Annotated in this window: 23 protein-coding genes and 2 pseudogenes; 19 read left to right on the top strand and 6 right to left on the bottom strand. The window is 53.9% G+C overall.

The annotated features are described in order from the left end of the window. Positions 1-665 precede the first annotated feature (665 nt). The 8 genes from hinT to GA0061070_RS14730 all read left to right on the top strand — a co-directional run bounded on the left by hinT (position 666) and on the right by GA0061070_RS14730 (position 6,772). Complete coding sequence (gene hinT, locus GA0061070_RS14695) at positions 666-1,025, top strand: purine nucleoside phosphoramidase (protein ID WP_090136821.1); 360 nt, start codon at positions 666-668, stop codon at positions 1,023-1,025. Between the two features lies 1 nt (position 1,026). Then, the gene (locus GA0061070_RS14700; protein ID WP_090136822.1) at positions 1,027-1,401 is read left to right on the top strand and encodes a YcfL family putative periplasmic lipoprotein; all 375 of its coding nucleotides are present in this window, start codon (positions 1,027-1,029) and stop codon (positions 1,399-1,401) included. Between the two features lie 10 nt (positions 1,402-1,411). Further along, positions 1,412-2,065 carry a penicillin-binding protein activator LpoB gene (lpoB, locus tag GA0061070_RS14705; protein WP_090136823.1) on the top strand — a complete coding sequence of 218 codons (654 nt, stop codon included), beginning with the start codon at positions 1,412-1,414 and terminating at the stop codon, positions 2,063-2,065. Further along, a complete protein-coding gene (thiK, locus tag GA0061070_RS14710; protein WP_090136824.1) occupies positions 2,046-2,861 on the top strand; it encodes a thiamine kinase in 816 nt (271 codons plus the stop codon). Before lpoB ends, thiK begins: the two co-directional genes overlap by 20 nt. 11 nt (positions 2,862-2,872) lie before the next feature. Next, a complete protein-coding gene (nagZ, locus tag GA0061070_RS14715) occupies positions 2,873-3,898 on the top strand; it encodes a beta-N-acetylhexosaminidase (protein WP_090136825.1) in 1,026 nt (341 codons plus the stop codon). 36 nt (positions 3,899-3,934) lie between these two features. After that, a complete protein-coding gene (ycfP, locus tag GA0061070_RS14720; protein WP_090136826.1) occupies positions 3,935-4,477 on the top strand; it encodes an alpha/beta hydrolase YcfP in 543 nt (180 codons plus the stop codon). Positions 4,478-4,732: 255 nt separating this feature from the next. Next, positions 4,733-6,037: an NAD(P)/FAD-dependent oxidoreductase gene (locus GA0061070_RS14725; RefSeq protein ID WP_090136827.1), complete on the top strand. Its 1,305-nt coding sequence runs from the start codon at positions 4,733-4,735 to the stop codon at positions 6,035-6,037. A 195-nt stretch (positions 6,038-6,232) separates the two neighbouring features. Beyond that, entirely contained in the window at positions 6,233-6,772 is a 540-nt protein-coding gene (locus GA0061070_RS14730; protein WP_090119673.1) for a glycine zipper 2TM domain-containing protein, read from the top strand. A gap of 520 nt (positions 6,773-7,292) precedes the next feature. On the opposite strand, the gene GA0061070_RS14740 is transcribed toward GA0061070_RS14730, so the two are convergent. Then, on the bottom strand, positions 7,293-7,928 hold the full coding sequence (locus GA0061070_RS14740) for a TetR/AcrR family transcriptional regulator (RefSeq protein WP_090136829.1): 636 nt from the start codon (positions 7,926-7,928) through the stop codon (positions 7,293-7,295). A 243-nt stretch (positions 7,929-8,171) separates the two neighbouring features. Here GA0061070_RS14740 and bhsA point away from each other — a divergent pair, with 243 nt between their 5' ends. Continuing rightward, positions 8,172-8,429, top strand: a complete 258-nt coding sequence (gene bhsA, locus GA0061070_RS14745) for a multiple stress resistance protein BhsA (RefSeq protein WP_090136830.1) — start codon at positions 8,172-8,174, stop codon at positions 8,427-8,429. Between the two features lie 77 nt (positions 8,430-8,506). On the opposite strand, the gene ldtC is transcribed toward bhsA, so the two are convergent. From ldtC to GA0061070_RS14760, 3 genes and pseudogenes are all read right to left on the bottom strand, one after another. Continuing rightward, positions 8,507-9,472, bottom strand: coding sequence for a L,D-transpeptidase LdtC (gene ldtC / locus GA0061070_RS14750; RefSeq protein ID WP_090136831.1), 966 nt, complete (start codon positions 9,470-9,472; stop codon positions 8,507-8,509). 154 nt (positions 9,473-9,626) lie between these two features. Further along, on the bottom strand, positions 9,627-13,073 hold the full coding sequence (mfd, locus tag GA0061070_RS14755) for a transcription-repair coupling factor (protein WP_090136832.1): 3,447 nt from the start codon (positions 13,071-13,073) through the stop codon (positions 9,627-9,629). 120 nt (positions 13,074-13,193) lie between these two features. Beyond that, positions 13,194-13,634: pseudogene (locus GA0061070_RS14760) on the bottom strand (acyltransferase family protein); the annotation flags it as partial. A gap of 274 nt (positions 13,635-13,908) precedes the next feature. Between GA0061070_RS14760 and lolC the strand changes: the two are divergent. The 9 genes from lolC (at position 13,909) to GA0061070_RS14805 (ending at position 23,425) form a co-directional block, all read left to right on the top strand. After that, complete coding sequence (gene lolC / locus GA0061070_RS14765) at positions 13,909-15,108, top strand: lipoprotein-releasing ABC transporter permease subunit LolC (RefSeq protein ID WP_090136834.1); 1,200 nt, start codon at positions 13,909-13,911, stop codon at positions 15,106-15,108. Beyond that, positions 15,101-15,802, top strand: a complete 702-nt coding sequence (lolD, locus tag GA0061070_RS14770; protein WP_090136835.1) for a lipoprotein-releasing ABC transporter ATP-binding protein LolD — start codon at positions 15,101-15,103, stop codon at positions 15,800-15,802. Before lolC ends, lolD begins: the two co-directional genes overlap by 8 nt. Continuing rightward, on the top strand, positions 15,802-17,046 hold the full coding sequence (gene lolE / locus GA0061070_RS14775; RefSeq protein ID WP_090136836.1) for a lipoprotein-releasing ABC transporter permease subunit LolE: 1,245 nt from the start codon (positions 15,802-15,804) through the stop codon (positions 17,044-17,046). Before lolD ends, lolE begins: the two co-directional genes overlap by 1 nt. A gap of 38 nt (positions 17,047-17,084) precedes the next feature. Then, positions 17,085-17,996, top strand: coding sequence for an N-acetylglucosamine kinase (nagK, locus tag GA0061070_RS14780; protein ID WP_090136837.1), 912 nt, complete (start codon positions 17,085-17,087; stop codon positions 17,994-17,996). 16 nt (positions 17,997-18,012) lie between these two features. Continuing rightward, entirely contained in the window at positions 18,013-18,834 is an 822-nt protein-coding gene (gene cobB, locus GA0061070_RS14785; RefSeq protein WP_090136838.1) for a Sir2 family NAD+-dependent deacetylase, read from the top strand. A 173-nt stretch (positions 18,835-19,007) separates the two neighbouring features. Beyond that, on the top strand, positions 19,008-19,766 hold the full coding sequence (locus GA0061070_RS14790; protein ID WP_090136839.1) for a MipA/OmpV family protein: 759 nt from the start codon (positions 19,008-19,010) through the stop codon (positions 19,764-19,766). After that, positions 19,766-20,449 carry a response regulator transcription factor gene (locus tag GA0061070_RS14795; RefSeq protein WP_090136879.1) on the top strand — a complete coding sequence of 228 codons (684 nt, stop codon included), beginning with the start codon at positions 19,766-19,768 and terminating at the stop codon, positions 20,447-20,449. Before GA0061070_RS14790 ends, GA0061070_RS14795 begins: the two co-directional genes overlap by 1 nt. Continuing rightward, complete coding sequence (locus GA0061070_RS14800; protein WP_090136840.1) at positions 20,421-21,818, top strand: sensor histidine kinase; 1,398 nt, start codon at positions 20,421-20,423, stop codon at positions 21,816-21,818. Before GA0061070_RS14795 ends, GA0061070_RS14800 begins: the two co-directional genes overlap by 29 nt. 215 nt (positions 21,819-22,033) lie before the next feature. Then, complete coding sequence (locus GA0061070_RS14805; protein ID WP_090136841.1) at positions 22,034-23,425, top strand: NAD-dependent succinate-semialdehyde dehydrogenase; 1,392 nt, start codon at positions 22,034-22,036, stop codon at positions 23,423-23,425. Between the two features lie 80 nt (positions 23,426-23,505). Here the strand turns inward: GA0061070_RS14805 and potD are convergent. Next, positions 23,506-23,620, bottom strand: a pseudogene (gene potD / locus GA0061070_RS24800) (spermidine/putrescine ABC transporter substrate-binding protein PotD); the annotation flags it as partial. Between the two features lie 339 nt (positions 23,621-23,959). On the opposite strand from potD, the gene pepT reads away from it, so the two are divergent. After that, a complete protein-coding gene (gene pepT / locus GA0061070_RS14810) occupies positions 23,960-25,186 on the top strand; it encodes a peptidase T (protein WP_090136842.1) in 1,227 nt (408 codons plus the stop codon). 104 nt (positions 25,187-25,290) lie between these two features. Here pepT and GA0061070_RS14815 read toward each other — a convergent pair whose 3' ends face one another. Beyond that, on the bottom strand, positions 25,291-26,412 hold the full coding sequence (locus GA0061070_RS14815) for a ribosomal protein uL16 3-hydroxylase (protein ID WP_090136843.1): 1,122 nt from the start codon (positions 26,410-26,412) through the stop codon (positions 25,291-25,293). Positions 26,413-26,500 lie beyond the last annotated feature (88 nt).

Raw genomic sequence — 26,500 nt, forward strand, 5'->3', positions numbered from 1 at the left:
GACTGAACCAGTGGCAAACGCTGATGAGAGATCTGAACAGGTGGATAAGGCGCAGGTTGCGAAGTGTCCTGTGGAAACAGTGGAAAACGGGCAGCAAGCGCTTCAAAGAGTTGCGCAGACGGGGAGTAAGCAAAGACCTTGCAGCGCAAACGGTAGGGAGTTGCCATAAGCAATGGCGGATAAGCTGTAGTCCGGCACTGAGCATAGCACTTCCCAATCGCCTGTTCATCAGACTGGGCCTACCGGATTTATAGGCAGGCGACGATAAACATAACCGAACCGCCGTATACGGACCCGTATGTACGGTGGTGTGGGAGGAGGCTGATCGTGAGATCAGCCCCTATCCCGATCGTGTAGGTTATGCACTACAGCCTGGGGGAAAGCCCCGATTTTTCCCCCGTCAGGGGCTAAAACCGTCCGTACACAGCCGTAACGGGAAAGTCTCTTTTCCGGGGATAGCTATCCTCAGATATAATATTAATAATTGAAATGCTATTTCATTCACGCTGCGTTGCAAGGAAAAAGGTTCCTGTGGCAGAGAAGGGCGTAAAGGTGAAAGAAAAAGAGCGTTATGGTTGAAACAACAAGAGAATCTCGATCATACTCTAGGGCACTTAATTGACGATGGCTGCGGATTCACTCCGTGCCTGAAAAAGGAAAACGTCATGGCCGAAGAAACCATTTTCAGTAAAATCATCCGCCGGGAAATTCCCTCGGATATTGTCTACCAGGATGAACTGGTCACCGCTTTTCGCGATATCTCTCCACAAGCGCCGACGCATGTGCTTATTGTGCCGAATATCCTCATTCCCACGCTGAATGACGCCACCGAAGCGCACGAACAGGCGCTGGGCCGTATGCTGACCGTTGCGGCCAAAATCGTCCGCGACGAAGGCATCGCCGAAGACGGATACCGTCTGATCATGAACTGTAATCGTCATGGTGGTCAGGAGGTTTACCATATCCATATGCATCTGTTGGGCGGGCGCGCAATGGGGCCAATGCTGGCTCATAAAGGTCTGTAAGATGATAAACGGGCGTGTCGCGCTGTTGCTGGCGGCGCTGGGGCTGGTGGGATGCAGTTCGCGCCCGGCTATTCCGGTCGCCAGCGATCAAACGCTAGTGATGGAGTCTGGTATTCTGGCGATGGGCATTATTGCGGAATCACCGGAAATGGGCACGCATGAGCTTCAACCTTCCGCCTCCTCCCGATTGTTTAATGAGCGGCAGCAGCCTGTGACAGTGCACTATCGTTTTTTCTGGTATGACACCAGAGGCCTGGAAATGCACCCGCTGGAAGCGCCGCGCAGCATCACGATCCCGGCGCGTTCCGGCGTGACGCTGTATGGCAGCGCTAACTATCTGGGTGCACACAGCGTCAGACTTTATCTCTATCTTTAAGGAGTGACCCTTGATTAAAACATTTGGACGCTTCGCGCTACTGACAACGCTGGCGGTGTTGCTGTCGGGGTGTATCAGTAGTCAACAACCGGCGCCGGTTGAACAGGCAGGCGGCGCTCAGCAGCCCACTCAGCCGCAGCCGCAACCGACGCAACCAGTTCCGACAGTACCGTCGGTTCCGACGTTGCCGCAGCAGCCTGGCCCAATTGAACACCAGGATCAAACCGGGCAGCCCGCACCGCGTGAACGCCATTATGACTGGAACATCGCAATGCAGCCGATGGTCGGTAAAATGTTGCAGGCCAGCGGTGTCAACTCTGGCAGCGTTTTGCTGGTCGATAGCGTAAATAATCGGACCAACGGCTCGATTAACACCGCCGAAGCCACCGAAACGCTGCGCAATGCGCTGGCCAATAACGGTAAATTTACGTTGATTACCGCGCAGCAGCTCTCGCTGGCGAAACAGCAACTGGGTCTCTCCCCGCAGGACAGCCTGGGTACCCGCAGTAAAGCCATCGGTATTGCCCGCAACGTTGGGGCACAGTATGTGCTTTATTCCAACGCGACCGGCAACGCCAGCGCACCCGCGTTACAAATGCAACTGATGATGGTGCAGACAGGCGAAATTATCTGGTCGGGTAAAGGTGCGGTTCAGCAACAATAAACAGACGCGTGACACTGTGTTGTCACGCTATTTTCCGACGTATACTCCCGTCGCCAGCCAGAATAGCGGGCTAAGCGGCGGGAGTTGTCTTATTCATGATGGCCGACACACGCTGGTGCTACGCCAGCATCACCTGGCCGTCTCATCGCCATTTCTGCGCCAGTACCGTTTGCTCCGCCGCTTGCCTGCAACCCTTGCGCCGCGTCCGCGGCTCTATACTGGAGCCTGGATGGCGGTGGACTTTATACCCGGCGAGATCAAAACAGCCTTACCGCAGCCTGATGCACTGGCAGCATTACTCCGTGATTTGCACCGTCAGCCACTTTTTGGCTGGCGTATCACGTTGTTGCCGCTGCTGGATCGATATTGGCAGCAGAGCGCGCCGACGCGGCGCACTCCCTTCTGGTTGCGGCAGTTGAAGCAGTTAAGAAAACAGGGCGAACCGCAGCCGTTACGGCTCGCGCCGCTGCATATGGATGTCCATGCGGGAAACCTGGTGCACAGCGCCGCGGGTTTGCGGCTTATCGACTGGGAATATGCTGGCGATGGTGATGTTGCTCTCGAGCTCGCCGCAGTATGGGCGGAGGATGAGGCGCAGCGTCAGCAGTTGGTTGCGCAGTATGCTCAGCAGGCAGCGGTCGATCCGGTAACATTACAGCGCCAGGTTCGACGCTGGTGGCCCTGGGTATGGATGTTGATGGCGGGTTGGTTCGAATTCCGCTGGCAACAAACGGGCGAACAACAATTTATTACGCTGGCAGATGCGATCTGGCGGCGGTTACAGAACAAAGAATAAGAGAGGTTAGTGTGGGGCCGGTAATGTTGGATGTGGAAGGGTATGAACTGGATGCGGAAGAGCGCGAGATTCTGGCGCATCCGCTGGTGGGCGGCCTGATCCTCTTTACCCGTAATTATCATGATCCTGAGCAGTTGCGTGAACTGGTGCGCCAGATCCGCCAGGCTTCGCACCACCGTCTGGTGGTGGCTGTCGATCAGGAAGGTGGACGAGTGCAGCGTTTTCGCGAAGGATTTACGCGTCTGCCTGCGGCCCAGGCATTTGCCGCTCTGCACGGGTTAGAAGAGGGCGGACGGCTGGCGCAAGATGCCGGCTGGCTGATGGCCAGTGAAATGATCGCCATGGATATTGATATCAGTTTTGCTCCGGTGCTGGATGTTGGGCATATCAGCGCCGCTATTGGCGAACGCTCTTACCATGCTGATCCGGCTAAAGCGCTGGTAATGGCAAGCCACTTTATCGATGGTATGCACAGCGCGGGAATGAAAACGACCGGCAAGCATTTTCCGGGGCACGGCGCGGTGACCGCGGATTCACACAAGGAGACGCCGCGCGATCCGCGCCCGCTGGCGGAGATCCGCGCGCAAGATATGTCGGTGTTCTGCACGCTTATTGCGCAAAACAAACTTGATGCCATTATGCCCGCACATGTGATTTATACCGATGCCGATCCGCATCCGGCCAGCGGTTCACCGTGGTGGTTGAAAACCATTCTGCGCGGCGAGCTGGGTTTTAATGGCGTGATTTTTTCTGACGATTTGTCAATGGAGGGTGCGGCAATCATGGGTAGTTATGCTGAACGCGGGCAGTCATCGCTGGATGCCGGTTGCGATATGATCCTCGTCTGTAATAATCGTAAAGGCGCGGTGAGTGTGTTAGATAACCTGTCGCCGATCAATGCAGAGCGTGTTACGCAATTGTATCATAAAGGTTCATATTCTCGTCAGGAGTTAATGAGCTCGGCGCGCTGGAGGGCTGTCAATAAAGCACTGGAGCAGTTGCATGAGCGTTGGCAGGAGCAGAAAGCCGCCCATTAACCCCTGAGGACGCGATGTCGAAGTGGTGAGGATACAATGATTATTTATTTACACGGTTTTGACTCAAACAGTCCCGGCAACCATGAAAAAGTGTTGCAGCTACAGTTTATTGATCCGGATGTTCGCCTGGTAAGCTACAGCACGCGGCATCCGAGACATGATATGCAGCATCTGCTGAAAGAAGTCGACAAGATGTTGCAGCTCAACGTGGATGAACGACCACTGATTTGCGGCGTCGGCCTTGGTGGTTACTGGGCCGAGCGCATTGGTTTTCTGTGCGACATCCGCCAGGTAATATTCAATCCGAATCTATTTCCCTATGAGAATATGGAAGGGAAAATTGACCGACCGGAAGAGTATAAAGACATTGCTACTAAGTGTGTCGCTAACTTCCGCGAGAAAAACCGCGATCGCTGCCTGGTGATCCTGTCGCGAAAAGATGAAGCACTGGACAACCAGCGTTCTTCCGATGAGTTGCATCATTACTATGAGATTGTCTGGGACGAAGAACAGTCGCATAAGTTTAAAAACATCTCGCCACATTTACAGCGCATTAAGGCCTTTAAAACCCTCGGTTAAGCCTCTCCCCGGCAGGTTTTCGTCTGCCGGGCTTCTCTTTTTTTCCTTTCCTGACGGGCAGTTTTTCGCTGCGCGACTACACTTGCTCAACTTTTAGGCATGAAAACTTGATTCATATCAATTTTGGTATGACCATTGAACCGTTCGTGATATTCTCGACGTCAAAGTGAGGTTGCGCGTGCGTAACCAATTGTTAATTAAGAGCTATTATTATAACTTTTAATTAACAATTGGTTAATATTTTAGGGGATCATTTTGACAACACCGTTGAGAAAGATTGTGATTGTAGGTGGTGGCGCTGGCGGTCTGGAACTGGCAACACAGTTAGGTAAAAAGCTGGGACGCGGTAAAAAAGCCAAAATCACGCTGGTCGATCGTAACCACAGCCATTTATGGAAACCCCTGCTGCACGAAGTGGCAACCGGTTCGCTGGATGAAGGTGTTGATGCACTGAGCTACCTGGCTCACGCACGTAATCATCATTTCCAGTTCCAGTTGGGTTCGGTGATGGATATTAACCGCGAAAGCAAAACCATCACCCTGGCGGAATTGCGTGATGAGAAGGGCGATCTGCTGGTACCGGAACGTAAACTGGCCTATGACACGCTGGTGATGGCGCTGGGCAGTACCTCGAACGATTTCAACACGCCCGGTGTGAAAGAGCACTGCATCTTCCTCGATAACCCGCACCAGGCGCGTCGCTTCCATCAGGAAATGCTCAACCTGTTCCTGAAATATTCCGCTAATCTCGGTGCTAACGGCAAAGTCAATATTACGATTGTCGGTGGCGGCGCGACCGGCGTTGAACTCTCCGCCGAGTTGCACAATGCGGTGAAACAGCTTCATAGCTACGGTTACAAAGGGCTGACGAATGAAGCGCTGAATGTCACGCTGGTGGAAGCGGGGGAGCGAATTCTGCCAGCACTGCCGCCGCGTATCTCCGGTGCTGCACATAATGAACTGACTAAAATGGGCGTACGCGTTATGACCCGGACAATGGTCACCAGCGCCGACGAAGGCGGTCTGCATACCAAAGAAGGCGAATACATCAGGGCCGATCTGATGGTATGGGCGGCAGGAATAAAGGCTCCGGACTTTATGAAAGAGATCGGCGGGCTGGAAACCAACCGCATCAATCAGCTGGTGGTTGAACCGACGCTGCAAACGACGCGCGATGCGGATATTTACGCCATTGGCGACTGTGCTTCTTGCGCCCGTCCGGAAGGCGGATTTGTTCCGCCGCGCGCGCAGGCTGCTCACCAGATGGCCACACTCGCGTTGCATAACATCCTGGCGCAGATCAAAGGCAACCCGCTGAAATCTTATGTTTATAAGGATCACGGTTCACTGGTTTCCTTGTCGAACTACTCCACCGTGGGTAGCCTGATGGGTAACCTGATGCGTGGTTCAATGATGATTGAGGGTCGTATTGCCCGTTTTGTGTACATCTCGCTGTACCGTATGCACCAGATTGCGCTGCACGGCTATTTCAAAACCGGTCTGATGATGCTGGTCGGCAGTATTAACCGTGTGATCCGCCCGCGTCTGAAATTGCACTAATCCTGTTTTGCTGCTCTCCCGGCTGTCAGTCGGGGAGTAGCATATCCATCTGCCGGATACGCAGATACCGGTAGGAAAACTCTGAATATCATCTTTTACCCCACCAGTATCTCTATTTTTGCGCGCTTTCCGATTGGCTTTACTATTGCTCAAGTTGCAAAATTGTTACCAATAGCCAACCAGGGAGATAATCCTGTGAATAAATCAATGTTAGCGGGTATTGGTATTGGTGTGGCCGCTGCACTGGGCGTTGCCGCCGTGGCCAGCCTGAATGTGTTCGATCGCGGTCCTCAATATGCGCAGGTTGTTTCATCCACGCCAATCAAGGAAACAGTAAAAACGCCGCGTCAGGAGTGCCGTAATGTCACCATGACGCATCGCCGCCCGGTGCAGGATGAGAACCGTATTACCGGGTCGGTGCTTGGTGCAGTGGCTGGCGGTGTACTTGGTCATCAGTTCGGCGGCGGCAGAGGAAGGGATGTCGCAACAGTAGTTGGCGCGTTAGGCGGCGGGTATGCTGGTAACCAGCTCCAGGGCGGTATGCAGGAGCGTGACACCTACACCACTACCCAGCAGCGTTGTAGCACGGTATATGACAAATCGGAAAAAATGCTCGGCTACGACGTAACTTACAAAATCGGCGACCAACAGGGAAAAATCCGCATGGATAAAGATCCGGGGACGCAGATTCCGCTGGATAAAAATGGTCAGTTGATACTGAATAACAACGCGTAAAACAGTAGTACTCTGCATGTTGGCTCCCCATCGCTCAGGCTGGGGAGCCTTTTTTCACTAAAAAGCCTTGCTTTTCAGCAAGGCTTAATCAGATCAAATGAAATCGTGTTGCCTGACCAGCAGTAGCCCGGTGATGAGAACGGATATAAAAGCAAATAGTACGGAACCGCCTAACATAACCCACAGACCAAATAACAATGTAATTACTATTAGCACTTTAATGAATGGTAATAGCAAAATCATCTCCATTTTCCTTCTGCTTGTGATCAGTCAGTGAAGCCCCCTTTATCCTCGACAAGTCATGCATTACAGCGCGTCAAAATGAGAGCAAAGGAAAGCCAGTTGAACATGTCATCATGACGTTTATTATTTGTATCACTCTGCTGAATAATTAGTGGAGCAATAATCACAATTAATAATAGCAAAGCAGGGAGTTTAGCTGATAGTTTTCTCCTATTGTTGAAATATGGAATCTCTATCACATAGATAAAAAATGAGACGGTTGCCCGTCTCATTTTTTTTACGCCTTGATCAAATTTGGCCATAGTCGCAGGGTGGTGCGCGTGATCTGTAGCAGCTTCTCAACGCTGGCACCTTCGCGTGCGGTGATCGACATTCCCTGCAAAACGCAGCCAAGGAATGCAGCCAGTGCCTGCGGATCCGCATCCATCGGGATCTCACCGCGCTGCTGGCGCTGAGTGAGGAACTGGAACAGGGTGTCTTCCTGCTGCGCATGTCGTGACTTTATCGTTTGCGCGATGGCCTGCGAAGAAGCTGCCAGCGTAGCTGAGGTGTTGATCATAAAACAACCGGCTGGTGTCTCTGTGCTGGTGAAGCACTTTGCCACTGCAGTGAAATAATCCAGCAGCGCGGTTTCTACTGGTTTGTCCTCGCAGAGCAGCTGGGCTTCGTGCTGTCTGGCGAACCGCGAAATATAGCGATCGAGCACCGCACGGAACAACCCTTCTTTATTGGTGAACTCAGCGTACAGCGTCGGCGCTTTCGCCCCGGTGGCTTCCACGAGATCGGATAATGATGTGGCTTCGTAGCCATGCTGCCAGAACAGCGTCATGGCTTTGTCGAGCGCCGCTTCCCTGTCGAACACTTTCGGTCGGCCACGGCATTTTTTGGTGCAACTGGTGACTTCACTGGTCATATTGCCGCCTAACCTTTGTTGGTTTGTTGAGCAACCATTATAAAAATAATCTTCGCCAATGACCAGCAGCAAAATAGCACATATTCATAAAACATATGCTTATGAAATTTAAGCAATTAATATTTTAATTAACGATCATTATAAAATCATATTGACCAGTGATGAAGATCACATTTATGATTTATCTATCGATCGTTAACTTAATGGCTGGCGACATCTTTTATCTTTATTCAGGAAAAAATCATGAAAAACATCACTGCACTTTTTGCCGCTGCTGCACTCAGCATGCTCCCTTTTGCCAGCTTTGCTGCCGTTGAAGTTCAGTCTGCGCCGACAGGCCAGCAGGAAGTTGCGGCTATTGGCGTCAGCGCAGGTTCGGATCTCTCTTCCGTTGAAGCTAAACTGGCGCAAAAAGCCGACGAAATGGGCGCGAAATCTTTCCGCATCACTTCAGTGACCGGTTCTGACAACCTACACGGTACCGCAGTGCTGTACAAATAACCCCAATCTCTTCCCTGTGCCACTGCAATAGAAAAGGCCCGGCGTACATCACTGGGCCATTTCTATTTCGCTCCGTTTTACATAGCCTGCAAAGCTCTCTCATTATGACGCGTAACATCAACCGGCATACCAGAGCGAATTTCCATTGCGCGGTTCATGATACTGGCATCGCTACGGGCATCGTCTTTGAAGGCCTGCATCGCGGCAGTCAACACAAGGGGCAGCGTTTTTGGATCGTCATCAATCGATTTTGACAGCGGTTGGTGTACTTCAACCAGCCTTTTACCGTCCGGCTCAACCGACGCTTTTATCGGCGTATTAATGATGTTCACCGCCGTTCCTGGTGTCACGTTGGCAAACAGACTGGAAATATCGGCATCGCGCAGGCGAATGCAGCCGGAGCTGACGCGCATGCCAATACCGAAATCAGCATTGGTGCCGTGCAGAAGATAAACCCCGCCAAACGCGGCAAGACGGATCGCATGATGCCCCATCGGGTTATCCGGCCCGGCGGGCATCACCGCGGGCAGATCAATCCCTTGAGCCTTGTAACGCGCGCGGATATTAGCGGTTGGCGTCCAGGTGGGGTTTGCGCGTTTATCGGAAACTGTGGTGACCATCGTTGGCGTCAGGGTGTCACCACCTAACTGACCAATTCCGATCGGATAAACCGTCACTTCATTTTTTCCCGGCGGATAGTAATAGAGGCGCAATTCCGCGAGATTGATCACAATACCTTTGCGTGGAGCATCCGGCAGCAGGGTTTGTAGCGGGATCGTCAGCACGCTGCCTGCTCGTGGTACATAAGGGTCGACGCCCGGGTTTGCCTGCAACAGAGCGAGAAAACCAACATTATATTTTTTAGCGATCGCTTCCAGTGAACCGCCATCATTTTGCACTACGTGATAGCGGTTTTCGCCTACAAGACGACTGCCCTCTGCGGGTAATGGCCAGGTGTTTGCCCGTGCGGGAAGGGTGAGGGCGGTGATGATCGCAACAGTGAGGAGGGTGAGCCAGCAGGTAAAACGCGCAATTCTTCTCATTACCATAATCCATGTAAATATTAAGGTTATTTGTATGCAACTTTGTTATGGGATTATGGTTGGTCAGGGTGTCGGGAAACCCTGGCTATTGCAAAATATTTGTAAATATTGCGAAAGATAACAGGCCGGGCCAGACTGCCCGGCAATAAGACCGTCAGGCGATGGCATTTTCGGCCAATTGCTGCATGAAATTACGTACCCAGCCCATGCGGGTTTTCCGTTCGCTCAGATCCTGCATAAACTTCAGACGCGTCGGACCATCCAAACGGAAATGCTGCGGCTGCTTCTGTAGCAGACCAATCAGCCACACCGGGTTGACCTTGTTTTTCTCGTTGAACTCGATGATGCCGCCTTTTTCATTGCCTTCCAGTTTGCGGATCCCCAGCTTCTGCGCTTGCTGGCGCAGCAGGGCGATATCCAGCAGGTTACGCGCTGCATCCGGTAGCAGACCGAAGCGATCAATCAGTTCGACTTTAATCTCTTCCAGCGCGTTCGTATCTTTCGCACTGGCGATGCGTTTATAGAACGACAGACGCGTATTAACATCAGGAATAAAATCGTCCGGCAACAGTGAAGGCATGCGCAGTTCGACCTCGGTCTGCTGGCTGGTTAAATCCTCCAGCGACGGCTCTCGACCAGCTTTCAGCGCATCAACTGCATTTTCCAGCAGTTCCATATACAGCGAGAAGCCGATAGTTTCCATCTGGCCGCTCTGATCTTCACCGAGCAGTTCGCCCGCCCCACGGATCTCCAGATCGTGCGTTGCCAGCGCAAAGCCTGCGCCCAAATCCTCCAGCGACGCGATAGCTTCCAGCCGTTTTTGCGCATCGGTAGTCATCGCTTTCGGGTGCGGTGTCAGCAACCAGGCGTAGGCCTGGTGGTGTGAGCGGCCGACGCGTCCGCGTAGCTGGTGTAACTGGGCGAGGCCAAAGTGGTCGGCGCGTTCGATGATAATGGTATTGGCGGTCGGAATATCGATCCCGGTTTCAATGATGGTGGTGCAGACCAGCACGTTAAAACGCTGATGATGGAAATCGTTCATCACCCGTTCCAGTTCACGCTCGCGCATCTGTCCATGGCCGATAGCGATACGCGCCTCCGGCACCAGTTCCGCTAGCCTGTCGGCGGCTTTCTGGATATTTTCCACATCGTTATACAAGTAATAGACCTGCCCGCCGCGCAGCACTTCACGCAGAATGGCCTCACGCACCACCAGGCTATCGTACTCCCGAACAAACGTTTTCACCGCCAGGCGGCGCGCTGGTGGCGTGGCAATAATTGACAGGTCGCGCATTCCGCTCATTGCCATATTCAGAGTGCGCGGGATCGGCGTTGCCGTCAGCGTCAGAATATCGACATCGGCACGCATCGCTTTTATGCGCTCTTTATGGCGCACGCCGAAGCGGTGCTCTTCGTCGACAATCAGCAGTCCGAGATCTTTCAGCTTCACATCGCTTTGCAGCAGTTTGTGCGTGCCGATCAGAATATCGATTTTGCCCTCAGCGGCCTGTTCAAGAATTTGCGACTGCTCTTTGGCGCTGCGAAAGCGTGAAAGCATTTCAATACGCACCGGCCAGTTGGCAAAACGGTCGCGGAAGTTATCAAAGTGCTGCTGCGCCAGCAGAGTAGTCGGCACCAGCACCGCCACCTGCTTGTTGTTTTCGACCGCAAGGAATGCTGCGCGCATCGCCACTTCGGTTTTACCGAAACCCACGTCGCCGCACACCAGGCGATCCATTGCCAGCGGCTGGCACATATCACTGAGTACGGCGTTGATCGCCTGTGCCTGATCCGGCGTGGTTTCGAAGGGGAAAGCATCGCAGAACAGTTGATATTGTTCACGATCGTGCTTGAAGGCAAAACCCGCTTTTGCCGCGCGCTGCGCGTAGATATCCAGCAACTCAGCCGCCACATCACGCACTTTTTCCGCCGCTTTCTGCCGTGCCCGCATCCAGACATCGCTGCCTAGTTTATGCAGCGGGGCATTCTCTTCTGCACCGCCCGCATAGCGGCTGATCAGATGCAGCGAAGAGACCGGGACATAAAGTTTGGCGTCACCAGCGTACGTCAGCATCAAGTATTCGCCTTTAATACCGCCTGCTTCCAATGTCGTCATACCGGCATAACGCCCGACACCATGTTCCAGATGTACTACCGGCTGGCCGTCATGCAGCTCGGCAAGGTTACGGATCAGCGTGTCAGGGTTAATCGTCCGCCGGGTATCCTGGCGGCGGCGAGCAACGCGCTCGCCCAGCAGATCGCTTTCGCATATCAGCGCCCGGTTGCGCAGGGTGTCGATAAAACCGTGCTCTGCCGCGCCGATCATCATCCAGGCACCCGGCGCTGAAGCTTCCTCGAGACGCAAAATGCGTTTAGGCGTCACATTAATGCGCGCCAGCAGTTCAATCAGTGCTTCGCGGCGGCCTTCGCTCTCGACCGAGAAAATTACTGGGCCGCTAAAGGACTCAAGGAATTTACGCAGATTATCCAGCGGAGATTTTTGCTGCGCCTGTACCGCCAGCTCGGGCAATGTGCGATAACCGAGATTAACGTGCGCAGCTTTTTCACTGAGCCGTTCAGTTTTAAGCTGGATTCGCGGCCATTTTTTCAGTTCACTGAACAGAGCGTCGCTACGTAGCCATAAGCTTTCCGGCGGCAACAGCGGGCGCATCGGATCCACTCCGCGGCTCTCGAAGCGTGCCTGCGTCTCCTGTTGAAAACGTTCTGCGCTGGCTTCCAGATCGCCAGTACTAACCAGCAGTGTATTCGCCGGGAAATAGCTAAATAGCGGCGACAGCGGTTCGCTAAAGAACAGCGGCTGCCAGTATTCGATCCCGGCAGGCAAGGTGCCTTTGCTCACCTGCTGATAAATGTGTTCTGCATCGCGCTTCACCTCAAACCGATCGCGCCACTGGCTGCGGAACAGCTCAATGGCATTTTTATCGGTCGGGAATTCATGCGCGGGCAGTAAATTAATCGCTTCAACCTCTTCCAGCGTGCGCTGGGTATCGACGTCGAACAGCCGCAAGCTGTCGATTTCATCATCGAAAAAGTCGAGACGGAACGGCTGCTCGCTGCCCATCGGGAAGAGATCCAGCAGCGCACCGCGCGTGGCATACTCGCCGTGCTCCATTACCTGATCAACATGGCGGTAACCGGCGCTGTCCATTTGTGCGCGGAGCTGATCGCGAGACAACCGCTGCCCTTTTTTCATCACCAGCGCATGGCCGTGCAGATAATTGTGCGGGCAGACGCGCTGCATCAGGGTATTGACCGGCACAATCAGCACGCCGTGCTGCATGGCGGGCAGTTGATAAAGGGTGGAAAGACGGGAGGAGATAATCTCCTGGTGTGGCGAAAAACTATCGTAGGGTAGCGTTTCCCAGTCTGCCAGATTCATCACCAGCTTATCGGTAAATTGGCTTATCTCGTCCTGTAAGCGCAGGGCGTTTTGCATATCGGGTGCGATCAGCACCACGGGACCAGCATGGCGCTCAATAATTTCCGCCACTTCGGTGGCGCAAGCGGCACCGGTGAGTTCGCCAAACTGGCGCTGGTCACCCGCTTTGGTCGGCAGTGAATAACGATATTGTTCAGGCATAGAAGGTGTCGGAGTCTCTTGTGGATATCCCCCGACATGGGGGCATATCACTGATACGCAATCCCTTGATTATCCGCGATTGCGTCATTTTAGCCAAGGCCAACGCATGGATCAGCGCGCGGCGGCGGTGAGCATCCCCTGTAAAAACTCAACCCAGCTACTCGCGTAAGCGGCATTCGCGGCGTCGGTCAGATCACGCTCCGGTGCCATCCACGCATTGAGCTGTCTTAACCCTGTCCATTGCAACACACTCCACAGTGCCAGCACATATACAATGTTCCAGACGCGTTTATCGATGCTCTCTTTCCATGTCACTTCATCGATATAGCGTCGTATCAAATAACCGGAGATAAAAAAGAACACCGGCATACGAAAAGGTGCGAGGTAAAGATTGAAGTAGACCCAGCACTTCGAGAGTGTCTGCGACCATGGATGCTGGAACAGATTAAGCTGCGGATAGAAGGTGATCACGGAGTGGTAAATAACTACCAGACAAATACATAGCCCTTTAATTTGGTTTAGCCACAAAGCTTTTTGTTTTACGTCCTTAGTTCCCTGTATTACAAAAACTTAAGTCTTTAATCCTGACCACTGAGGAAGTGAATGTGACGTTAAGGTGTCTGTATTTTGTCATTTTAGGATTAGGAGCAGGATCGTTTCTGGTTGACCTCTGTGCAAACATGCAGCAGTTCAGCGTTGGTAGAATGGAATTATTAAGTTGATTTCCCGGCTTTTTTTCATATCACGCTGACGAATTCTTACTGTTCCTCTCATTTACGCTATGTGCTTTCGCTTATATACTCCTGACTCTGCTATCAGCAATCAGACGGATTTCATGTACCAGCCTGTCACTCTTTTCATAGGTCTGCGCTATATGCGCGGACGCGCAGCGGACCGCTTTGGCCGCTTTGTCTCTTGGCTATCAACGATTGGCATCACGCTCGGCGTCATGGCGCTGGTGACCGTGTTATCAGTGATGAATGGTTTTGAACGAGAACTGCAAAACAACATCCTGGGGTTAATGCCGCAGGCTACGCTCACTACGCAAAACGGCTCCCTCAATCCGCAACAACTTCCCGCTAGCGCCGTGAAATTGCAGGGCGTAACGCGTATTGCGCCGCTGACTACCGGCGATGTCGTACTGCAAAGCGCGCGTAGTGTGGCGGTCGGCGTGATACTGGGGATCGATCCGGCGCAGCAGGATCCGTTGACGCCGTATCTGGTAAACGTTAAACAGAGCGACCTGCAAGCGGGCAAATACAACATCATTCTCGGCGAGCAACTGGCCGGGCAATTAGGCGTTAATCGCGGCGATCAGATCCGCGTAATGGTGCCCTCTGCCAGTCAGTTCACCCCGATGGGGCGTCTGCCAAGCCAACGCCTGTTCACGGTGATCGGTACTTTCGCTGCCAACAGTGAAGTAGATGAATATCAAATGCTGGTGAATATCGACGATGCGTCGCGGTTAATGCGTTACCCGATGGGCAACATTACCGGCTGGCGCTTGTGGCTTAACGAGCCGCTGAAAGTAGATGTCCTGAGCCAACAAACGCTGCCGGAAGGCACAAAATGGCAGGACTGGCGCGATCGCAAAGGTGAATTGTTCCAGGCCGTACGTATGGAAAAGAACATGATGGGGCTGCTACTGAGTCTGATCGTCGCTGTTGCGGCGTTTAATATCATCACCTCTCTGGGTCTGATGGTGATGGAGAAACAGGGCGAGGTGGCAATTCTGCAAACTCAGGGGCTGACCCCGCGCCAGATTATGACGGTCTTTATGGTGCAGGGAGCCAGCGCCGGGATCATCGGCGCGCTGCTTGGTGCTGTGCTTGGCGCTCTGCTCGCCAGCCAGCTTAATAACCTGATGCCGATTATCGGCGTGCTGCTCAATGGCGCGGCGCTGCCAGTGGCGATTGAACCGCTACAGGTGGTGGGTATTGCGCTGGTGGCGATGGCCATCGCGCTGCTTTCAACGCTTTATCCTTCCTGGCGCGCCGCCGCCACTCAACCCGCTGAGGCTTTACGTTATGAATAAGATCCTGTTGCAATGCGACAACCTGTGCAAACGCTATCAGGAAGGCAGTGTGCAAACCGACGTGCTGCACAATGTCAGCTTTAGCATGGGCGAAGGGGAGTTGATGGCGATCGTGGGTAGTTCCGGTTCCGGGAAGAGCACGCTGCTGCACCTGCTGGGCGGGCTGGATACGCCGACCTCCGGCGATGTGATTTTCCGCGAACGGCCGATGAGCAAACTCTCGTCGGCGGCGAAAGCTGAGTTGCGCAATCGCGAACTCGGCTTTATCTACCAGTTTCACCACCTGCTGCCCGATTTTACCGCGCTGGAAAACGTCGCTATGCCGCTTCTGATTGGGAAAAAGAAACCGGCGGAAATCGATACCCGTGCGCGGGAAATGCTGCGCGCTGTTGGGCTGGAGCACCGCGCCAGTCACCGTCCTTCTGAGCTTTCCGGCGGTGAACGCCAGCGTGTCGCTATCGCCCGCGCGCTGGTAAACAACCCGCGTCTGGTGCTGGCAGATGAACCGACCGGTAACCTTGATGCCCGCAACGCCGACAGTATCTTTGCGCTGCTAGGGGAACTGAATCAGTCGCAGGGCACCGCCTTTCTGGTGGTGACGCACGATCTGCAACTGGCGAAGCGTATGAATCGCCAACTGGAGATGCGGGACGGCCACCTGAGCGCCGATGTGACGCTGATGGGGGCAGATTAATGGCGCTGCCTCTGTCGTTATTGATTGGTCTGCGCTTTAGCCGTGGTCGCCGTCGCGGCGGAATGGTGTCGCTGATTTCGGTGATCTCCACCGTCGGTATTGCACTGGGTGTAGCGGTGTTGATCGTCGGTTTAAGTGCGATGAACGGTTTCGAGCGCGAGTTGAACAACCGTATTCTGGCGGTGGTGCCGCACGGCGAGATCGAGCCAGTGAATCAGCCGTGGAACAACTGGGACACGGCGTTGGAAAAAGTGAAAAAAGTTCCCGGCATTGCTGCCGCTGCGCCCTATATTAATTTTACCGGACTGGTAGAAAGTGGCGCGAATTTGCGCGCCATTCAGGTGAAAGGTGTCGATCCGGCTCAAGAGAGCCAACTGAGCGCGCTACCGAAATTTGTGCAGGGCGATGCCTGGCAGAATTTCCGCGCCGGTGAGCAGCAAATCATTCTCGGCAAAGGCGTTGCCGATGCGCTAAAAGTGAAGCAGGGTGACTGGGTATCGATCATGATCCCCAACTCGGACGACGCACACAAACTGCTGCAACCGAAACGCGTGCGTTTGCATGTGACCGGAATTTTACAGCTTAGCGGCCAGCTCGATCACAGCTATGCGATGATCCCGATGGCAGATGCGCAGCAGTATCTGGAGATGGGCAGCAGCATTACCGGTATCGATATCAAAGTAAATGACGTGTTTAACGCCAATAAACTGGTGCGCGATGCGGGCAGTGTCACGAATAACTATGTCTATATCAAAAGCTGGATCGGCAAGTACGGTTATATGTACCGTGACATCCAGATGATCCGCGCCATTATGTATCTGGCGATGGTGCTGGTGATTGGCGTGGCCTGTTTTAATATTGTCTCAACGCTGGTGATGGCGGTAAAAGACAAAAGCGGCGACATTGCCGTGCTACGTACGCTGGGGGCGAAAGATGGCCTGATCCGCGCCGTATTTATCTGGTACGGGTTGCTGGCCGGGCTGTTGGGCAGCCTTTGCGGCGTGGTGATTGGTGTTATCGTGGCGCTGCAACTGACACCCATTATCAGCATGATTGAGAAGATAATTGGTCATCAGTTCCTGTCGGGGGATATCTACTTTATCGATTTCCTGCCGTCAGAGTTACACCCGCTGGATGTGGTGTACGTGCTGTTGACTGCGTTAGTCCTGAGTTTGCTGGCGAGCTGGTATCCGGCGCGTCGGGCGAGCAATATTGATCCGGCAAGAGTGCTGAGCGGGCAGTAATCCCGCCGTTTTTACAGGGCCACAACGAAGGAGTGGCGATGAATTACGGATTTGATATCGGCGGCAGTAAAATCGCGTTAGGCGTCTTCGACGCTGAGCGGCGCTTACAGTGGGAAAAGCGCGTCGCCACACCCCACGACAGTTACGACGCGTTTTTGCGCGCCATCACCGGGCTGGTTGCCGAAGCGGATGAACGCTTCGGTAGCAAAGGCAGCGTCGGCGTCGGTATTCCTGGCATGCCAGAGACCGCCGACGGCACGCTGTATGCTGCCAACCTTCCTGCCGCCAGCGGTCAGTCGCTGCGCGCCGATCTCAGCGCTCTGCTTGCGCGGGATGTGCGTATCAATAACGATGCCAACTGCTTTACCCTGTCTGAAGCCTGGGATGATGAATTCCGCAGCTATCCGCTGGTGATGGGGTTGATCCTCGGCACCGGTGTGGGTGGCGGGCTGGTGGTGAACGGGAAATCGGTGACCGGGCGTCGTTTTATTACCGGCGAATTTGGCCATATCCGCCTGCCAGTAGATGCGCTGGGGTTGATGGGGTTTGACTTTCCGTTAACCCGTTGCGGCTGCGGCAAAATCGGCTGTATTGAGAACTATCTCTCGGGGCGCGGTTTTGCGTGGCTGTACCAGTACTTCTATCATCACTCGTTGTCAGCGCCGGAAATCATTTCGAACTGGGAACAGGGGGAGGCGAAAGCGCTGGCCCATGTTGAGCGCTATGTGGATTTGCTGGCGGTGTGTCTGGGCAATATTCTGACCATTGTCGATCCCGATCTGCTGGTGATCGGTGGTGGTCTGTCAAACTTCAGCGCACTGACCCGGCTATTGCCGGAGCGTATTGCACCCCATCTGTTGCCGGCAGGCGATGTCCCGCGTATTGAACGTGCTCGCCACGGCGATGCGGGCGGCATGCGCGGTGCGGCCTTCCTTCACTTAACTGATTAAATCCTGAGAGGATGCCATGCAATCGCGTCGTTTACATCGTCTCAGCCGTTTTCGCCGTAACAAACGCCACCAGCGCGAACGGTTACGCCAGCGAATTTTTTTCAGAGACAGAGTGGTACCGGAGCTGATGGAAAAACCAAGAGTCGTCGTCCTGACTGGGGCAGGCATTTCTGCCGAATCCGGCATTCGTACTTTTCGCGCTGCCGATGGGCTGTGGGAAGAGCATCATGTGGAAGATGTGGCAACGCCGGAAGGTTTTGTCCGCAACCCGCAGTTAGTGCAGACTTTTTATAACGATCGTCGTCGCCAGTTGCAGTTGCCGGAAATTGTGCCGAACGCCGCGCACCTGGCGCTGGCGAAGCTGGAGCAGGCGCTGGGTGATCGTTTCCTGCTGATCACACAAAATATCGATAACCTGCATGAACGCGCCGGCAACAACAACATTATCCATATGCACGGCGAGCTACTGAAAGTGCGCTGCTCGCAGAGCGGGCAGGTGCTGGAGTGGGTTGGCGATGTCACACGTGAAGACAAATGCCACTGCTGCCAGTTCCCCGAGCCGCTACGCCCGCATGTCGTGTGGTTCGGCGAGATGCCGCTAGGTATGGATGAGATCTACAGCGCGTTGGCGATGGCCGATGTATTTATCGCCATTGGTACGTCCGGGCATGTTTACCCGGCTGCCGGTTTTGTCCACGAAGCGAAACTACAGGGCGCGCACACCGTAGAGCTGAACCTTGAACCGAGCCAGGTAGGCAGCGAGTTCGAAGAGAAGCACTACGGGCTGGCAAGCGAAGTGGTGCCAGAGTTCGTGGAAAAATTGCTGAAAGGGCTTTAGCGACACGCTCTCGCGCAAGCGGGAGTAAGCCGTTTCCCTGTCGCCCGGAGGCGCTTTGCCTGCCGGGCCTTTTGTCTCTCCCTGTCAAATAAGTTACAACGCGCTTTCCGGTAAGTTCCCCGTAAGTTATCACCGCTGATGATAGTGCTTCTATTGCCAACAGGAGCACCATTATGGTTGTTGTGCCGTACCGCATTATTGCGGCCAGTTTGCTGTCCCTTTCATTTTCCGCCCTTGCCGATGACGCCACCACCTGGGGACTGGGCGTTGGTGTTATCAGCACGCAAAAACCCTATACCGGAATTGACCGTGAATATACGCCGTTGCCGGTACTGCATATCGAAAACCGCTATTTTCGTTTTTTAGGCACTACCGCCGAAGTGAAATTACCCGCATGGAAGTGGAGTGAAACCCAACAGCTAAATATTGGTCTAATAGCCCGCTATGATGGCTCAGGCTACACCTCTGACGATGCCGACATTCTGCAAGGGATGGACAAGCGCAAAAGCGGCATGTGGGCTGGAGCCAAAGTGGAGTGGCAGAACCCACTGGTGAATATTTTCACCGACTGGTCGCACGATATCTCCGGTAACAGCAACGGACAACGCGTGCGTCTTGGCGCGGAGCATCGCTGGAAGTGGGGCGATGTGACACTGACGCCGCGTATCGTGGCGAACCGTTACGACAGCAATTATGTGAATTATTACTATGGTGTTCGCAGCGATGAAGCCCGCGACTGGCGACCTGCCTGGCAGGGTGATGCTGCGCTGAACACGGAAATTGGCCTTAATGGCCGCTGGCAGTTCAGCACCCACCAGGTGTTGATGGTGGATGTGCAGACGACGCTGTTGGCATCGGAGATTAAGGATAGCCCGCTGGTGGACAGGAGCAACGAAAACCGATTTTTTGCGAGTTATCTCTACTATTTCTGATGAGTCGAATACTGTTAATAGAAGATCATGATCATCTGGCGCACCTGATTAGCAAAGGGCTGGCCACCGCCGGAATTGCCACGGATATTGTCGGTCGTGGTGATGCCGCCTGGCACGCCATACAGCAGGTGACTTACCAGGGGATGGTGCTTGATCGGGGATTGCCGGATGGTGACGGTTTGCAGTTATTGCAACGCCTGCGCCAGGTGCAGGTTGTCACGCCGTGCCTAATCCTTACCGCCCGTGATGCGTTGCACGATCGTGTTGAAGGGCTGGAGGCCGGAGCCGATGATTATCTGGCCAAACCCTTTGCCATGGAGGAACTGGTGGCCCGCGTGCGGGCATTATTACGTCGTCCCGCCGAAAGCCAGACCATGAAGCCGATGTGGGGTGATATCACTTTATTGCCGGAATCGGCGGTGATGTGCTGCGGTCAGCAGAATATCCCGCTGGCCCCGGCGGAACTGCAGATCATGCTGACGTTGATCCGTAAGCAGGGCAGCATTGTGCGCCGCAACCGTATGGAAGCGGCCGGGTGGGGGCTGAGCGATGCCGTCACGCCGAACGCTCTGGATGTGGTTTTGTATCGCCTGCGCCGCAAACTGCTGGCAATTGGCTCCCGTTTGCAGATTGTAAATATCAGGGGGCTGGGCTATGCCATTCGGGAAAATAAGTCGCTTTAACAGCCTGTCGCTCAAGATTTTACTGGCTTTTATCACCGGTGTGCTGCTCAGCATAGCGCTGTTGATCCTGTTCGGTATGGTGGTGAATGAGCGTTTGCCGGGAATGCATCTGACCGATTACACCAGGGCTTTAGCCCGCCAGTTGCAATTTGATACGCATGGTCAGCCGATCGGTTTTCGCGAAGGAACTGATTATCCTCTGTGGATCTACAGCAGTTTCAAAGAGGAACTGGCTTACCGGGTTGTGGATACCGACGGCAAAGTGGCATTGATGTCGCCGGGTGCACAGCGCTGGCCGCTGATACCACAACTGAATGCGCCGGTTGCGGGCAACTTCAAGTTTCAGTTGCAGGGCATGGATTATCGCGGCATCAGCAATCTTTATTTAATAGAGGGGAAGCGCTGGTTTATCCAGGTCAGCGCCAGTTCGCGTATTGTCGATTTTTTGCACCATGGGTTTGCTCTGCCGTTTATTCGTTTTGGTATTGAGTTGTTTAGCCTGGTGCTGTTTGTGGTGTTCGGTTTGTGCGCCTGGGTGACGCTGGCCTGGTCGCTACGACCGCTGCGACAGGCGTCTGCCGGAGCCGCCACTATCTCGCCACGCTCGCTGCATGCCCGTTTGCCAACAGCGGGCGTTCCTATGGAGATTTTTCCGCTGATCGACAGTTTTAACCAGGCACTGGCCCGGCTGGAGACGGGGTTTCGCAATCAGCAGGATTTTCTGGCGAAGGCCGCTCATGAACTGAAGACACCGCTAACGCTGATTCGCGCTGAAGTGGAGTTGATGAGTGACTGTGCCGAGGTTCGCGAACTGCTGCTGGCACGCGTAGAACATCTTTCCCGCCAGGTTCAGCAACTGCTGATTCTCGCGGAGGCCAGCGAGCCGCTCAGCTACCAATTCGCGCCCGTTGATGTGGCGGATGTCGCCCGCGATAGCGCGCGATTCTTGCAACGCATTGCCGAGGAGACGCGCGTCAATCTGACGCTTACCTTCAGGAATGCCACCGTGGTGTGGAATGCCGATCGCGGTGCATTGTTTACCCTATTGAAAAACCTGATGGAAAACGCGATCCAGCATGCGCCAACGGGGAGTGATGTGCAGGTAGAAATTAATACGCAGACCATCACGCTTCGCGATCGAGGGCCGGGCGTGGCCAGAGACGAACTGCCTTTATTGTTTACGCGTTTCTGGCGCGGCGCACACCGACGCGATAGCGGCGCCGGGCTGGGGCTGGCGATCTGCCAGGAAATTGCCGTGGCCCATGGCTGGACGCTGACGGCCGAAAATGCCCGGCCAGGTCTTCGGCTGAGGTTATGTGTGATGGGGGAGCGAGTGTCACTTTTTGCATCTCGCATCCGGCGTGCATGATGTTCAGATATTCTGAGTATTGCCAACAAATCTCCTGACTTTCTCTGCTGGTATTACAAACTTAATATCTCTCTGTTGATACCCGTGATACACCTGTCATGGCGAACAACCGGATCGGCCCGGATTTCGATCTGCGCAGTACCACCAGATAAGAAAGGGCCGAGCTAAAACCGGGAAGCCGCATGCGACTCCCCGGCCCATAAAGGAGATTTAGCATGGCATATGTAACAACAAACCCGTATACCGGCGAAGTCGTTAAGACGTTCCCGGATGCCACCGATGCTGAAGTTAACGACGCGATAGAACGCTCTCATCGTGCTTTTAGTGAGTGGAAAAATGTTTCATTTGCGCAGCGCGGCGCGATTTTGCAGAATGCAGCCAACCTGTTACGCCAGCAAAAAGATGATCTTGCGCAGTTGCTTACGCTTGAAATGGGAAAGCTGATTTCAGAAGCGCGAGCGGAAGTCGAGCTGTCGGCGCAAATTTTTGAATACTACGTACATAATGCCGAAAAACTTCTGGTGCCGGAAGTCCTTCCTGTGGAAAACCCGGAAGAAGCCACAGCGAAAATAGTGCATGAACCGCTGGGTGTACTGCTCGCGATCGAGCCGTGGAATTTCCCGTACTATCAAATCGCCCGCATCATTGCTCCTCAACTCTCCGCCGGTAATACCATCCTGTTAAAACATGCGTCGAATGTTCCGCAAAGTGCCGCGCGGTTTGAGCGTTTGATGAAAGAGGCCGGTCTGGTGGATGGCGGATTTATTAATCTCTATGCAACCCGTCACCATATCGAACTGATACTTAATGACCCACGGGTACAGGGCGTGGCGTTAACCGGATCTGAGGGCGCGGGCGCAACCGTTGCTCAGCAAGCGGCGAAGGCGCTGAAAAAATCCACGCTGGAACTTGGTGGGGCAGATGCGTTTATCGTGCTTGCCGATGCCGATATCGAAAAAGCGGCGAAGTGGGGCGTATTTGGTCGCCACTGGAATGGCGGGCAAGTTTGCGTCTCATCGAAACGCATGATCGTTGTTGATGAGGTGTATGACCAGTTTGTTGACCATTACATCAATGGTGTTGCCGCATTGCAGGCGGGCGATCCGCTGGATGAAAACACAACGCTGGCACCGCTCTCATCGCAACAGGCCGCTGATGAAGTTAAAGAGAAAATCAGCCTGGCCATTGCGCATGGCGCACAGGCGCTGGAAGTTGGACCGAAAGTCCCGAATCACGGGGCATTTGTACAGCCGACGATCCTGACCAATGTGACGCCAGACAATCCGGCTTACCATATGGAGTTCTTCGGCCCCGTGTCGATGATCTTCAGAGCCAAAAACGAAGACGACGCGGTGCGGATTGCCAATGACTCGCCGTTTGGCCTTGGTGGTTCTGTCTTCACCCGCGATACCGCGCACGGTGAAGCACTGGCCAGTCGCATCTCTACTGGCATGGTGTATATCAATCACCCAACGCGTGTTAAAGCCGATCTCCCGTTTGGCGGGGTTCGCCGTTCCGGTTATGGTCGCGAATTAACTGGGCTGGGGATTAAAGAGTTCGTCAACCATAAGTTGATTTCGGTTGTCGATATTGATGCCGAGTTTTAACTGCGCGAGGAGCCAGATCCTATCGGTTCGGCTCCCCAGGTAACGCGACGCGGCCCACATTCCGGGCCGCGGTTTGCGGCTTAGCGTCCAGCTTTTAACTTCTGGTAATACCCTTCATAAATAGCGCTGGCGCTGCCGACATCATTTTGCCATTCCCCCCTTGCTAAGGGTTTCCGCATCCGGGTAAAGCGAGCCATTTCCAGCGATGTAACGGCCTGACGGGTAACAACATACACCGAGCCATTTCATACCATGCCGAGGAAGTACGCGCCCGCTGCGAGCAGGTTGCGTGATGATTTTTCTCTATTTACGCTGTCCCGTGTTTGTGCATCGAATGGCATATTGGAGGCGGAATTTGTGGTTAACCACCTTAAGGGTTGCGCACGATTTAAGGGCTGGCATTCTATGGCAACGGCATTTCCGGTGTGAGAGCAATTTTGAAAATACACTCGTTTACGGGGTAAAGGTGACTTGACGCAATATTTATCTTTTCATGCTTACTGATAATGTTGTGACATTTTGTTGGGGGGCTTCATGGATAAATTATTAGAGCGTTTTTTACAGTACGTTTCTCTGGATACTCAATCTAAGCCCGGCGTCCGCCAGGTGCCAAGTACGGACGGTCAGTGGAAGCTCCTGCGTTTACTTCAGGCCCAACTGGAAGAGATGGGGCTGGAAAATGTGACGTTAAGCGACAAAGGCACGGTAATGGCGAAGCTGCCTGCAAACGTGCAAACGCCGGTTCCGGCGATCGGTTTTATTTCCCATGTGGATACTTCTCCGGATTGCAGCGGGAAAAACGTTAATCCACAAATCCTTGAAAACTATCGCGGCGGCGATATTGCGCTCGGCGTTGGCGATGAAATTCTTTCACCGGTGATGTTCCCGGTGCTGCATCAGTTGTTGGGGCAGACGCTGATTACCACTGACGGGAAAACGTTGCTCGGCGCGGATGATAAAGCGGGCATCGCGGAAATCATGACTGCGCTGGCAGTGCTGAAAAAGAAAAATATTCCGCACGGCGATATCTGCGTGGCGTTCACCCCGGACGAGGAAGTCGGTAAAGGGGCGAAACATTTTGACGTTGAAGCTTTTGGCGCGAAATGGGCATATACCGTCGATGGCGGCGGCGTAGGCGAGCTGGAGTATGAGAACTTCAACGCCGCATCGGTAGATATCAAAATTGTCGGCAACAACGTGCATCCGGGCACGGCGAAAGGGGTGATGGTCAACGCTCTGACGCTCGCCAGTAAGATCCATGCGCTGGTGCCGGAAGAAGAGAGCCCGGAACAGACAGAAGGCTATGAGGGTTTCTATCATCTGACCAGCATCAAAGGCACGGTTGAACGCGCCGATATGCATTACATCATCCGTGATTTTGATCGTAAGGCCTTCGAAGCACGTAAACGTAAAATGATGGAAATCGCCAAAAAAGTGGGAAAAGGGCTGCATCCTGATTGCTATATCGAACTGACGATTGAAGACAGCTACTACAACATGCGCGATAAGGTCGTAGAATTCCCGCATATCCTGGAAGTCGCCCAACAGGCGATGCGCGACTGCGATATCGAACCGGACTTGAAACCGATTCGCGGCGGCACCGACGGCGCGCAGCTCTCCTTTATGGGATTGCCGTGCCCGAACCTGTTTACCGGCGGCTATAACTACCACGGCAAGCATGAATTTGTGACGCTGGAAGGAATGGAAAAGGCGGTGCGGGTGATTGTCCGTATCGCCGGGTTGACCGCCAAAGGGCTGTAAACCCCCAGCAAATACCCGGTGGCGCTATGCCCCCGGGTCAGTGAAATAGCGGAACTTTGACGGGTTTTCAATGCCGGATAAGACGCAACCGCCTCCGGCGTTTATTAATCCTCGAAGAACCAGTAACCGCTGTTAACCAGCGCGGCGAGCATAGCGAGGAATGATGGGTCTTCCAGCGCATCGCCAAAGTTCTCTCCGGTTAACACGACGTCACTTGCCAGCGCGTTCAGCGCCGGGCGGTGCGGCGTATCTACTTTCTCACCGTTAACGAAGACGTCTTCGCCAATACGTAATACGCGCAGGCCACCCAGACGCACCAGCTTGTCGCCCTGTTGCAGCGCATCATAGATTTCATCCGGCTGATACGGCGGTTCCGGCGGTGCGACATCCAGCTCATGGCGCGACTGAGAGATAAACTCGCCCAGCCAGTCGTTGAACTGTGCGGGCTGGTTGATCAAGTTCAGCATCATCTCTCGCAGTTTATCCACCTCTTCCGGCAGAATATCTGCTGGATGCATACGCTGCGGCACATCCGGATCGCTGTAACGCTGGCTGCCTAATTCATGCTGTAAAACGTAATCGGCAAAACCACTGATCAATTCGCGGGCGCTTGGCGCGCGAAAACCTACCGAATAGTTCAGCGAATTTTCCAGCGAATAGCCTTCATGCGGGAATCCTGGTGGAATATAGAGAATATCGCCCGGCTCCAGCTCTTCATCGATAATCGCCTCGAATGGATCAACCTGGAGCAAATCCGGGTGTGGGCAGTGTTGTTTGAGCGGCGTTTTTTCACCTACGCGCCAGCGACGACGCCCAGTGCCCTGAATAATAAACACATCGTACTGGTCGAGGTGTGGGCCTACGCCGCCACCTGGCACCGAGAATGAGATCATCAGATCGTCGGTACGCCAGTCGGGCAGAGCGTGGAACGGACGCATCAGCGCGGCGGCAGGCTGATGCCAGTGGTTTACCGCCTGCACCAGCAGCGACCAGTTGTTTTCGCCCAGATGGTCATAGCTCTGGAACGGCCCGTGTTCGACCTGCCATTTGCCATCAAGATGGCTAACCAGTCGGCTGTCCACTTCATTTTCCATTGCCAGCCCGGCCAGTTCGTCAGGGCTGATGGGATCGACGAAATTTTTAATTCCGCGTTTCAGCACTACCGGGCGTTTTTGCCAGTAGCGTTGAATAAAATCCGGCCAGTTTATTTCTACATGATATTCCATATGCGTTCCCGGCAAATAATCAGTGGCTGAATAAAAGATTATAGTAATGCTGATGCGCTATTTTGTCTGCGCAACAGGGTGGAATAAC

This window comes from Kosakonia oryziphila (assembly GCF_900094795.1).
In the GTDB taxonomy this organism is placed as follows: Bacteria; Pseudomonadota; Gammaproteobacteria; order Enterobacterales; family Enterobacteriaceae; genus Kosakonia; species Kosakonia oryziphila.